Genomic DNA, 13,729 nt, shown 5'->3' with positions numbered 1-13,729 from the left:
TATAAAGGATATGCCACCAGCAGCTAGATTAACAGATTTCCATCAATGCCCTATGCAAACCCCTGCAGTACCTTCTCCTATTCCTCATGTAGGAGGTCCTATAATAGGCCCAGGACAACCTAATGTTTTAATAGGAGGACTACCGGCAGCTAAAGTTGGAGATATGTTAGTTTGTGTAGGCCCTCCAGATAGTATTGTTAAAGGATCGGCTACTGTAAAAATTGGAGGAATGCCAGCGGCTAGGTTAGGGGATACTACTGCCCATGGCGGTAAAATTCTAATGGGGGCTTTAAATGTTATGATAGGTGGATAATAGTTTGACAAATAGACAAAAAGAATTTTTAGGCTCTGGATGGTCCTTTCCTGTGACATTTTCTGTAGGAAATCACCAATTAGTACTAACGCGATATGAAAAGAATATTGAAGATTCTATTGATGTAATCATGCAAACCAAATTTGGAGAACGCCCTTTAGCGTCAGAGTTTGGTTCTGGTCTACAACAATATTTCTTTAAAAAAATGGATGAAACTCTAAAAGGGGAAATAAAGAAAACTGTAGAAACAGCCCTATTAGATAATGAGCCTAGAATAACAGTATTAAATATAGCTGTCGTTTTTGCAGATATGTTAGCTGGAAGAATAGAAATAACAATTGATTATGAATATAATCAAACCAATACAAGACATAATTATGTATACCCTTTTTATATAAAAGAAGGAACCAATTTATGATACTAACCTATGATTTCAATAGATCAAAATAGTGCAATTACCTCCTTAAACAAGGCTTTAAAACCAAGTGCTTGTTTAATAGATAGTCGTTCTGAAATAGATAGGTTAAGTTTTTTAACAAAATTTGCTTCTCTTATTAATTTTTATGATCATAAAAATAAGGTGAATGGTAATTGGGCACCTTTTTTATTAAAAGACCCTATTTTTTTAATGGCATCAATAGCCACAATGCCCTTTCATGAAAAGTACCTGAAATACATTAAAGTAAGTACCGAGTGTACTAAAAAAATTATAGATCCTAGAGAAATAAATATCATAATTAAGCTTTATAGAATAGAAATTCCAGTATTAGAAAAAAATGAAAATTTTAAAAAAGTTATAAGTAATCTTAATAAGATAAAAGAAAAAAAGTTTAAAAAAATTATATTAATAAAAATCCCTATTAATTTAATTGAAGTACTTTTTGATCAAATACTTAATGTATTTATAACTATAGAACGATGGGCATACTATCTTGGGAAATCAGATGAGACCTATAACTTAAAATATTATATATACGACGAGATTAAGAATACGTATAGTAAGTATTTATGGGCTATCTTATCTCTAAAAGAATACTTATCCATTCATTTTACACAGGATGAAGTGAAGGAAGTAAATTGGTCATTTTTTCAATCTTTTGATAAAGAGATTTGGCAACTCGGTAAGAATAATACCCCTTTTTGGATTCTATTTGGATTTAAAAATGAAAAACAACAACCCAATGAGAATAATATTTATCTCTATTATCGAAGACTTATTGAAATAGGAGATCAAATTTTCTCTTTTCAAAATAATATTATTGAATATGCCTCTGTTGAGTTTGCATCTTTGAAAAATAAAAAAGATAAATTTCCCGACACTCTATTATTACGCACATTTACAGAATTACTAACCATATATGAAAATCAATTAAACGGGCTCTCTTCAAAGCATCTTGATTTTTATTTTAAAGACATATTAAAACAACAGAATAATAGCGCTAAAGCTGATCAAGTATTTGTAAGTACAGATTTAATAGAAGAAGATCTTACCTATACCTTACCTAAGAATACGTTGTTTCTTGGTGGTAATTATGAGGATACAACTCCAATTTTATTTAATAATGAAATGCCAGTATCTATTAACCCTGCTAGTATAGAAAAGGTGTATACTGTCTCAAAAACGAATAATCAGGAATCGACAAATATTCAAGATAATTATTACCTAAATATAACAGAACATATAGATGTTAATACAGTAAAGAAAAATGAAGATGATATCATTGAAAGCTGGAAAACTTTTGGCACTACACTAAATGATACTACTAAATTAGTGACGTTGGGGTTTGCATTTGCCTCACCTATACTTTTTTTGCAAGGAGGTACACGCACAATAACTATTGAATATACGCTAAATGATGATGTTATAGATAAAGAATTATTTGAGAATGCACACTATTATTTGAGTACACAATCTGGTTGGCTTGATGTGACAACTAAAAACTGCCTAAATACAGATGATAAAGTAGTTAGTATACATAATAATGTGGTTACGCTAACTATTTGTATACTGGATACTGATCCTTCCATTGAAGCATTTATAGAACCTATAAATAGTATATCTAGTGATTGGCCTATTTGTAAGATGGAATTTTCTAATTTTAAAACAGCCGTAGAAGCTCCAAAGATTACATCTCTATATATAAAAGTAGATGTAAAAGGATTAAAGACGTTTCAATTATATAATGATTTCGGGCAATTAGAAACTAAAAACCCGTTTCCTCTTTTTGGACCTACCCCAGAAAAAGATCAAAGTTTTATTATAGGCAGTAATGAGATCTTTAGTAAAAGAATAAATACGTTTACTATTCAACTAGATTGGGATAATTTACCACAAATAGGATTAGATACACTATTAGATAATTTTGAAACGTATTATGAAAAATATAATAACTACTTAAAGGGAGATTATAAAAAAATAAATAAAGACGCTTCTATTGCATCATCCATAAAAAGTTTTATTGAAGGATTTCTTTTAGGTTTTTCACTTGGTAAGAAATCCGTAACAGATGGAAATGAATTTAATGAAGAAGATGAAAAGTCTCGCTTAGGACTTTTTACAAATGATTGCTTTAAGGTGACATTTCAGTTATTACAATCTGGAGGTTGGATACCCGTCTTTATGAATTCTTTTCAATCAAACGAAGATCATAGCAAACCCGATGAGGTTCCTTGTCCAATCGTTGTAGTGATAGAGGACGATATTATCGAAGAAGGACCCATCTCCTTATCATTATTTCAAGAAATACAAGAAGGGAAAGGCTCTAGTATTTTTAATTATACTCCTGGATATAATAACCAAACAGATATAGACCCTACGATTCAAAAAGAAGTTTTAGAGTTTTCAGATGAAAGCACTTCAGGGTTTTTTAAAATGCAGTTAATAGCCCCTTTAGATGGATTTGGTCTCTTATTATATCCAAAAGTAATAAGTGCTATTGCATTATATAATGCGGCCATTATTGCTAAACTTGCAAATAATGATAGTGAAGAAGAAATTGTAGAAGCTCCTAATGAACCATACACGCCTACAGTTAATCTATTTACAGCGAGTTATTCATCTTGTGTAACATATACTTTTGATGAATCAAGAACATCATACCCGGTTGAACTTTTTTATTATGATATGTTTTGTAATTATAAAATATATGATAATACACAAGGGAGATTGAATAATACATTAGAGAATAAAGAGAATGAAATTCCTATTTATAATGACTTTACAGATAATGGAAAGCTATTTATTGCACTCTCAAATCTTGTCGCTCCAGCAGCAATAAGTCTTTATTTTGAACTAACAAGTACTACAAACAAAAATGTAGTAGATTCTTCAAAAATTATATATAATTATTTATCAAAGAGAGGATGGAAGCCATTACAAATATTATCTGATGAAACGTATGGCTTAAGTTGTTCAGGAATAGTTACCATTACTATTCCAGATGATATTACACTAGGGCATCATACAATGCCTGAATCAAGTAATGCTTATTACATTTCTATAGGAGTTCAAGACGATATAAATACCTACCCAGAAACTACATTTTTAAAAACAAATGGCATAAAGCTTACAAGAATAGATACAAAACATCTCTCCAATACTGAAGTACCATTTTTACAAGCAAATAGTATTCAGACTACTTTTAATGGAATATCAGAATTAACCAATATAACACAACCTTTTTCTTCTTTTGGTGGTGTAGCGGCAGAAACAGATATACAGATGGATTGTCGTGTAAGCACGCGATTAAAAACAAAGGATAGATTAGTTTCTCGAACAGATTATTATAGAATAATCAAAGAAAACTTCCCTTCAATTTATCAGGTAACATCTACATATGATAGGATTACGGAGCGTATTAAAATTTATGTTTCAAAAGAAGAAGATAAATATACAGATGCAAATGCTTTTAGGCCTTATGTAACGATATGTAAGCGATTAGAAATAAAAGACTTTCTCAAAAACCGTACTCCAATTTTCGCAAAAGTCGAAGTGCTCAATTTTGAATTTAAATATATAAGAGTAGTAGCTGACATTTATGTGAAGAGTGGATTTGAAATTTCAGGGGTAAAAAAAATAATGAATCCAAAGATTGATGTTTTTCTATCACCTTGGATTCATACAACTCAACAACAAATCACGATAGGTAATGGTATAAGTGCAGCTCAAATAGCATTATTTATAAAAAGTCAAAAAGAAATTGCCAGTATTGATAATGTGTTTATAGAGATTGGTGAAATAGACCCTATAACAAAAAAAATAAACTATAGCGATCCTATAAAAAATCAATCTTCAGATAGCGATAACACTTTATTCGTTCCATCATTAGATGCTTCAAAAATTCAGTATTTATGGTAGACGAAAAAAATTATATCGAAGATACAAAATTGCCTGTAGAACTTGACTTTAAAGCTCTTAAAGAGGAAGGATTGGCCTATATCCAAAAGCATAGTGGAAATCAATGGACAAATTTAAACCCAAGTGATCCAGGAGTAACAATCTTAGACCAATTATGCTATGCTTTTACTGAATTAGGGTACTGTACTAATTTTCCAATAAAAGATATTCTAACAAATAATAGAGGTGTATTAGAAATAGAAAATCAATTTTATTTACCAGAAGATATATTAACAACATCTCCAATCACTAAGGATGATTATTATAAATATATTATAGATAGAATACCAGATGCTCTTAATTGTGATATACAAGTAGTAACATCTAATGTATATCAAATATATGTACACGCATACAAATCATTCAATACCTCTGGTGATATTTGTAAAGAAGTACTGAATGAAGTCAATAAAGTACGTAATCTGGGAGCATATTTTCTAACTCCAAAACTTTTAATTCCTTTAAAATACAACATATCTGGGAGCATAGAAATTGAAGAAGGCTATAATCTTGATGTTATTATCACTAACATTAATTATAAAATCAATAATTACATATTCCCTAGAATACTTCAAACGGGATATGATAGATTAGAAGCAGAAGGATATTCAATAAATGAAATTTTTAATGGTCCAAAACTTAAAAGAGGATGGACTCATAATATACAATCCGATTCAAAAAAAAATACCATTGAAGCTTTTGAAATTCAAAAAGAAATTCAAAATGTTTCAGGAGTTGTAGCCGTTTCCGATATCTGTTTTATAGCTAAGGAAGGAACAGATATGTTATATGTAGTTAGATCAGGAATAGATCAAATTATAGAGCTTGATCTTATCAATTCTATAGGGAGTAATGGACTTTTTAAAATTACTAAAAAAGGAAAAATAGTAGACTCAATTAGTAATAATGATCATATAAAAAGTATGACTCCAGCAAAACTTCATGGGACGCAACTTGAAGCCGTTGAAGCAATACAATTAACCCCAAAAATTCCTGTAGGGAAATATAGAGACATAAGTAATTATTACTCCATACAAAATACATTTCCAGAAATCTATGCAGTAGGATTAAACAGTTTAGATCTTGGAGCTAGCTCATTTCAAATATCGCAATCCAGACAATTAAAAGGATATTTAACCCTTTTTGATCAGGTATTAAGTAATCAATTTGCGCAATTAGCAAACATAGGCACTCTTTTTTCTTTTAAAAACCCTATGACAGGTACTCCTAGTGATGAAAAACATTTTTATGAAATTAAAAATGAGTATCAAAAAAAGAATAGTAGGTACCCAGCTCCATATAAAAACTTTTCATCTACATACTTCTATCAATCATTATATGATACAGTACCACATATAAGACCCCTACTTAAAAATAATGATACTTATAAGTATAGTTTTGAAGCTAAATCTGAAAAAGAGTTATTAGAAGATAGTTGGATAGCATATAAAAATGACCCTTATAATGCTTATATGCATGGTCTTATGTCTTTTATGGAAGATGAAGATGTAAATCTTGAAAGGCGTAATACTATTCTTGATCATCTTTTAGCTAGACATGGAGAATCTCCTGCTGTGATTGACAATGTCATAAGTGTACACCAATACACAGCTAACCCTAAAAAAAATCAAGTCATCATTAAAAGTTTATTGTTACAGAACTATGGCACCTTATCCTATTATAGATGTAAAGCCTATAATTATTCTGGAGCAACACGATTAAACGCTAAACTAAAACCAGTAACAGATGCCTATATAAACCAGTTACTAAATGGTAATCAAACTGATTTTATTTTTGATACAGAACGTATAGATACAGAACAATATATAACTCCTGTTGATTATCAAAACTATCCTACCATAGCGCTGAAAATTAATTTGTTATTTGTGATTAATGGATATTATCACAACTACATGATAGATAATAGGGTAGATGAAGAAGACAAAGAAAAAATACAGGATAATGAAAGTGCGTTATGGCTTCTAGATAATCGAAAAGGATTCTTCTTTATAGAAACTGATCTACTAAAAAAATCTTTTCAGTATTCCATTGTTCTAAAAAAGATAGCTTTTTCAACAAAGTTTATTCTCATAAAGAAAATGATGAATTACCAAGAAGTATTAATCGTTAATGAGGTGCTACAAAACACAAACAACAAAGATTTTGATACTATAAAAAATGATTTTAGAGAAGTATTTGGAGAAGATTTACAGTTTGAAGTATCTGAATCATCAACTGTCCCTGAAGACTATTTTGCGCCTTCTAGTAATACCATGTATGAATGGGCTGTTTTCACTCATTTAAATGATGAGATAACCATCGGAATCAATGACCCTTTGTTTAGCAATACTGTTGTATCCATCTTTCCTGATATTTTTCAAGACGAGCAAGATGAAAAACTACCTATTGAAGACGTTAATGCAAACCATACAAGAAGAGAGAAAACCCATTTTGAAGAGAGATTAGACTTTTTCCTAGCTCAGGAATTACCTATTCATTTAACACCAAAAAACTTTTTTACCTGTCTTAAAACTATACAACTATTGATTCCACTATATGTGATATGGTATAATAGTTTAGTACACTTTCCTGAACATCCTAAAAATGGGGTTACTAAAATAGATCCTCAAGTAGTCCTTGAAAATGTTAATAAACTCGCCATAGAAATTATCAAACTTAATGAACTTAATGATTGATCATAGACAACATATCATCGCACATTGTAATTGGAACACAACTTTTGATTCAAAAGAACTTGGTGTCCAATTACAAAATAAAGTGAGCTACTGGAGTCATCATCATTTGTCAAGAGAGTTATCCTCACTTTTTAATACCATATGCCCAGAAGGACAAACCCTTAAAATAAATACACTTGAGGTCGATTTAGGGTGTATTTCCTATGATAATTTTGAAGAAGAATTAACACTAAAACTAAAAGCAGAACTCCATCAAAAACTACAAGATATCATTATGTATCCTCATATGCATGCACAATATCTAGAAGTCGTTCATGACGATATATCATATATAGAATCTCTTAAATACTTTCTATTAAAAGGAGTCTTACCTTGGAATTATAAAGCCCTAGCTAAAAGTATACACACATTATTTGATGAACAAACTCTTCATAATCGATCAATACTTATGGATATGATTATTGCCATAGGTAAACATCATTATGTAAGAAAAAGAATTGCATGGCAATTTAAAGAACGTCATATCAAAACAATCATAGAGAGTATAGAACCTAGTAATCATCAACAGATATTTAGTTTTTCAGATGAATTAACTAAGATTCAAAAACAAGAAACAGTTGTAAAAACAAGCCTTCAGGATTTTAAAAAGAATCTATGGTTTTGGATTCTCAATTATTTATTTGTGGAGAGAGGTACGATGTTTAATAAGATGTCATTTGTAAAAAGTAATATCAAACAAATGGCAAATCATTTTAATGTTGAGTATTATGCCTTGTTTGAACTCATAGAAGAAGCTATTTATAAAGTACATGGGAAAACCGCTATAAAGAATGATTTTATACACATTCTTATTGCACTCTCAAAAGAGCAAAACCAATATCATAAGACTCCAGTAACTCAGAAACAAACAGATAATAGTTGGGCATTATTAAAGGCGTTCTTTTTAAATCCGCTTTCGCGAAAAGCTACACAGCATCATACACTTAGGATTAATGATCTGATTCAATATTTTATAAAAACAGATCTATCTAGATTTAGAAAACTGCTTATTTCACCTGAAATAAAGCCTGATAATTGGGTATACATTTTAGAAGAATTAGAAATAACAACAAAAAAGGCAATAGCCCATGTAATAGCACCACAAAATGCAACACGTATCATTGACCAAATTCAGTTTATACATGTTTTAATAGCAAAACAAACATTTCGTATTAAAGAAGAAAAACTTTGGAGCTTAGGACTTCAGTATTTACGTGAGAGTCATTCAGAAGTATATGCAGAAGAAACGTTTGTAAAACAGGTCGTCAGATCGATATATACCTCTCATGCGTTATCCAAAATGCAAGTGCTTGATATACTATTGCAAACAGAAATACTTCAAGATGCTAAAAAAATAAATGCAATACCTGTGTATAATGCTATAAAGAAAATGCACAGGGAAGAGATCAAGCAGATAGATACATTTTTCTCAAAAGAGCAATTTGTTATTGCATTGCGTAGATTAAAAAATATCATAAATAATCATGATTCACATCAACATATAATTGAAGAATTACAATCTATCATTTTAAGATGGATAGATCATCGTGCTACAGAAACTTGGAACATATTACTTGGACTTCCTGATAAAGAGCAGTTATTATCTAGTATGCCTGTACTTGTAAATGAGTATAAAATCCAAGCATTTTTAGAAAAAACCAATCCTAAGTATGCATCTGTATTAAAAGATTTTCAGGATAGTATTGAGTTAGCAATGGGGCAATCTGTATCAACTACAGAAACACTTAAAGCCATAAAATCATGTATGACCATGATTGCTTTTGAAATCATTTTTAGTTCTAAAAACCTTACAGTAGAACAATTTGTGATTCAGATAGTAAAACAATTACGAGTACGGGATGGAGTAGGGACAGTATCAAATTTCGCGAAAGCGATCTCAGAAATCATTTCAATACTTCAACAACGTGTTAAAAATAGTTCTTTACAAAAGTTACTAAGAGAAGAACAGGAAATATATATACAAGATATAGACCCTTTAGAGCATATAGAACAGCTCATGAAGCAATCAAAATCTCAGCAAGTATATGTTGGGAAATTGCTTAAAGTTCTCCGTCTAAACACTATCATAACAACCGTTGCATTTACAAAAATTAAAACAACTGTTTATGACTATTTACTACCTAAGAATACAACCACACTAGCTGATTATACAAAAAAATACATAGCACTATATGCTTTTGAAAAAGATACTCACAAACAACAAAAAGTAACAACCGTTTTAGAATTTCTTTTCTGGAAATGTTTAGCAGATTATTCCTCTTACAGAGGAAGTGTAAAACAATTTGAGATGCTTTATGAGAAAGCAATCAAATATCGTTTTTCTATGGCGGGTACAAAGGGTGTAAAAGAAGAGATTGAAACTGTAAAGACTGTATATAAAACTCTTAAGCTATCTGAAAAAGGAGTGTGTACGTATATGGAACGATGTTTTGCTGCTTCAAAAGAAACGATATCAATTGATAACAAGGAGGTTACTTTTAAAACATTATTGTTTGTAAATCTAGAACAAAATCCAGAAAAAGTAAGAACCTTACTTGCTGCTAAGACCTTAGCAAAAAGACAACGAGAAGTATTTATAAAATCTATTGATTTTGAGCAGTTTGTAGCACTAATTTCTAGCGATATACAAGATCAATCAATCGCTCAATTTTATAAAGCTACTTCTGCATTGTATCGTTTATTACATGAACTAAAACCAACACATTCTTTTACAGGAATTACACATCATTTTTGGGAACAATTATTAATGATGTTTAATGGGAAAAAGAAATTTACTATTGTTTTAAAAGAACTCACCATATATACCCTTGATCTATTATCTAAAGAGCAAGGAATAAGTACAAGCTTCTTAATCAAGTTTAGTAAAGATAGACATATTGAAATTCCAGTTGTTTTAAAGAACACCTTGATGAAAGAGAATAAGGCTTTTGAAAACCTCTTAGTAACAACAGAAGAAACAACAATATCACAAGATATTGATTACTGTATTACTGTGGGCAAAATGGAAGCCTTATGTTTATATATATTCAATTATCGTAAAATACCTTCTTGGTTTTATACTAAAAAGTATCAATCTGCAAGAGCATTATTACATGATATAGCAATTCACTACCCGCTACAGTTGTTATTAATTCTAAGAAGAAACACTATTACAGAAGCTCAATATGTATACTTATATAAAGCTTTGAATTTCAACTCTTTTGTAGATACATTAAGTAAGCGATACCCAAAACAACAAAAACAATTTGAGACACTAAAAAAACTCTACGTTGTTTTAGAAACTGTACACCTATCAGGGATTTCAGCTGGCATGTTACCCTTCTTGTTATTCTATAAAATCATGAAGGCTTGGAAGAATGCAAATTGGGAATTGATTTCAGATAGTATGATTTGGAATGAATTAATATGGGAATTATGCGGAGAAAGAAACCTATCTAAGACTTCTTTTTTTAAAGCTTTTGATACTGTTAAAATACAAATGCCTATCGCTCTTCAAATCACATATCAGCAATTACAAACAACAAGAAAAATAGCGCAACCTAGCCCTATACAAGAAACTATAATTAAAGAACAAACTATGAGTACACAAGATGAATTATCTAGCATTTTAGACCAAGGAGTTACTATTCATAATGCAGGATTAGTTATGATGAATACTTATTTTACAATGCTTATGGAGAGGTTAGGCCTTGTAAGCAATACTGCTTTTAATTCTAGAGAAGCACAAGAAGACGCAGTACATTATTTACAATATATCGTAACCGGACTAACGGAGACTGAAGAGTCATTCCTTGTACTTAATAAATTGCTCTGTGGAATTCCTATAGAGACACCAGTGAAAGATGGAATAGATATCTCTCAAGAGCATAAAACATTAATAGAAGGGCTTATAGAAGCAGTGATAGGATACTGGCCGGCAATAGGTGATACTTCTATAGAAGGATTTAGAGGGAATTGGCTGGTGAGAGATGGAATCTTACGAGAAGAAGAAGATCGCTGGACATTAACAGTAGAAAAAAAAGCATATGATATCCTCATGCTTAAATCACCATTTTCATTTTCAATAATCAAATTACCATGGATGACTAAACCATTACATGTCTCCTGGTCTTTTTAAAAATAATACTTATGAAAGCACCATATATAGAGCGTATTCTTATAGATACGAGTTAAGTCAAAAAGGAATACTACTCTTTACTAAAACGAAACCTCATAAGAGGATAAAATAATTAATAATCTAAAAATCATTTTCTATGAATTCTTACAATGAAAATCTTCATTCTGAAATTGTTACTTCATTGAACAATCAAGAAATAGAACTTAAAAAACTAAAAGGGCAATATGATGCCTCTTTATTATCTCTGTATTATGCAGAAGGAAGTCGCATGACCGCTGCAGAAAAATTAGCCGATGCTAATAGCGAGCTCAAAGACCAAGAAAATATCTCAGAACAAGCTGTAATTGATAGTGATATTTCTACCAATGTAGTACGATCTGCTACCAATGCAAAAGATCAAGTGGCTACTACAGTAACCAATACTGCTGTAGCTGCTGCTAATGTACAAATAGCTACCAATGCCATTGTAAAACTTGCTAGTGATACAGGGAGTATCTATAGTATTGTTCAGGCGGCCAACTTTGGTGGAGAAATCTATGACCAAAGTCAGACGGTAAAAGCTAACATGGATATCACTGCTTATCAAGCCGAATTAGCTTCGCAACATAGTATGGAAGCTTCAGCAACAATAGCCGAAGTGGCAACAAGTACTGTAGCAGATAAAGCAACAGCTACAGATACATCTATCAAAACACTGTTAGATACTGCTACTGCCGAACTTACAGCAGCTACAGATACAGTAACAGCTTCTTCAACAGATTTGGCAACAGCAAATAATGTCGAAAAGAAAGCCGAAGGAGATTTAGAAACTGTAAACGCAACAAAAATTGCTGCAGAAGCCTCATATGTTGTTAGTAACCAAGAACTCAATTTAAATCTTAGTGTTGCATTACCTACAGTAACACCCACTAAATCTGCTGAGAAGGAGAAATATACAGTATCATTTAATGCTTTTTTAAGCCCTTTTCCTAAAGAAGATAAAACGACTGTTCCTCCTACATATACACCTATACAACCTGTAGACAATTACTATCTCTTCTTGGTGAAAAATGACGCAAAAAAAACATTTGCTACCGTTAATGCTGAAAATATTATTTCTAAAACTAATGATACTGATAAAAAGTTTTTTATTGAAATCTCAGCTGTAGATGACGCAGCATCATACTCACAAGAAATTGTAGTAGATAAGTTGTTGGATTCTGATGGTGAAGAATTTGTTTTAGGTGATAATTATGTGGTATTTATGTATGCCAATTTAAAAGCTGATTACAAAAAGAAAATCAACACATTTGATAATTATTTAACAGCACCGTCTGCAACATTTACCGTTAGAAATCTTTTAAATGTACCGTCAAATACAGCTGTTACTCCAAGTGGTATACCACCTACAAAACTAACAGATGCTAATACATCTTCAGAAGACAAAGGACCACAAAAACTTACATTTAGTGTAAATCAGGCTGTGGTAACAACAAAAGTAGACTACCGATGTATATTCTTGCCAGATAATAAAGAGTTAACAAAAGGCTTGTTAACGATCGGAGAACTATGTGCCATAGAAGCTCCCGTTTCTACAGCATCTCAAATACAAGATATAGAAGAAACAATAACAAAGCTTACTACAGAAGTAAAAGGCTTTGAAAGTGATGTAGAGAAAATCATTAAGAAAATAGAAAAAGGAGCAGGTGGTAAGGCTACGCCAAAATCAACAGCAGCTATAGAAAAATTAAAAGCTGAAAAAGCATCAATAGATGACGCACTGAATTTACTTATAATAGAAATTGAAGCCTTAGAAAAGAAAAAGGAAAAATTACATCAAGACCCTTCTGGTATTGAAGTTCCAGAACATAATCACACAGAATATGAAATTCCTGGATTTTGTTTTGATCTTTCTATTGCCGAAAAAATTCCAGCAGGAAGTTACACCCCTGCAGGAGAGTCATCTACAGGTACTGGAGGTTATTCTATAGAATTAAAATCAAATATGACTGACAATTTTGGAAATAGACTTAAAAAAGGAAGCAGTTATATCCCTGTGATATTAGCCATTTCTAGTGATTCAGAGAAAAATAATAAGACCATCACAAATGCATTGTCAGATTTTAAGAAAACAGCACCTTTTAAAAAGCAATAACTAACGTATTAAA

At 31.1% G+C, this 13,729-nt stretch carries 6 protein-coding genes; all 6 read left to right on the top strand.

Translation table 11 applies throughout. From position 1 onward, the window contains the following. Positions 1-10 precede the first annotated feature (10 nt). The 6 genes from CHB80_RS15140 (at position 11) to CHB80_RS15115 (ending at position 13,716) form a co-directional block, all read left to right on the top strand. On the top strand, positions 11-313 hold the full coding sequence (locus CHB80_RS15140) for a PAAR domain-containing protein (protein WP_089372342.1): 303 nt from the start codon (positions 11-13) through the stop codon (positions 311-313). Between the two features lie 4 nt (positions 314-317). Further along, positions 318-731, top strand: a complete 414-nt coding sequence (locus CHB80_RS15135; protein ID WP_229746932.1) for a GPW/gp25 family protein — start codon at positions 318-320, stop codon at positions 729-731. Between the two features lie 9 nt (positions 732-740). After that, a complete protein-coding gene (locus CHB80_RS15130; protein ID WP_089372340.1) occupies positions 741-4,670 on the top strand; it encodes a hypothetical protein in 3,930 nt (1,309 codons plus the stop codon). Then, positions 4,664-7,405: a hypothetical protein gene (locus CHB80_RS15125; protein ID WP_089372339.1), complete on the top strand. Its 2,742-nt coding sequence runs from the start codon at positions 4,664-4,666 to the stop codon at positions 7,403-7,405. Before CHB80_RS15130 ends, CHB80_RS15125 begins: the two co-directional genes overlap by 7 nt. Then, positions 7,389-11,582: a contractile injection system tape measure protein gene (locus CHB80_RS15120; protein ID WP_089372338.1), complete on the top strand. Its 4,194-nt coding sequence runs from the start codon at positions 7,389-7,391 to the stop codon at positions 11,580-11,582. The genes CHB80_RS15125 and CHB80_RS15120 overlap by 17 nt, the downstream gene beginning before the upstream one ends. Before the next feature lie 136 nt (positions 11,583-11,718). Beyond that, positions 11,719-13,716: a coiled-coil domain-containing protein gene (locus tag CHB80_RS15115; protein ID WP_089372337.1), complete on the top strand. Its 1,998-nt coding sequence runs from the start codon at positions 11,719-11,721 to the stop codon at positions 13,714-13,716. The last annotated feature ends 13 nt before the right edge of the window (positions 13,717-13,729 follow it).

Source organism: Dokdonia pacifica, assembly GCF_900188275.1.
GTDB classification, from domain to species: Bacteria; Bacteroidota; Bacteroidia; order Flavobacteriales; family Flavobacteriaceae; genus Dokdonia; species Dokdonia pacifica.
This window is presented reverse-complemented; position numbering and strand designations above follow the sequence as displayed.

Coding starts and splice junctions, on each gene's coding strand:
- CHB80_RS15140 (WP_089372342.1), top strand. CDS start 11: ATGCCACCAGCAGCTAGATTAACAGATTTCCATCAATGCCCTATGCAA.
- CHB80_RS15125 (WP_089372339.1), top strand. CDS start 4,664: ATGGTAGACGAAAAAAATTATATCGAAGATACAAAATTGCCTGTAGAA.
- CHB80_RS15115 (WP_089372337.1), top strand. CDS start 11,719: ATGAATTCTTACAATGAAAATCTTCATTCTGAAATTGTTACTTCATTG.
- CHB80_RS15130 (WP_089372340.1), top strand. CDS start 741: ATGATTTCAATAGATCAAAATAGTGCAATTACCTCCTTAAACAAGGCT.
- CHB80_RS15120 (WP_089372338.1), top strand. CDS start 7,389: ATGAACTTAATGATTGATCATAGACAACATATCATCGCACATTGTAAT.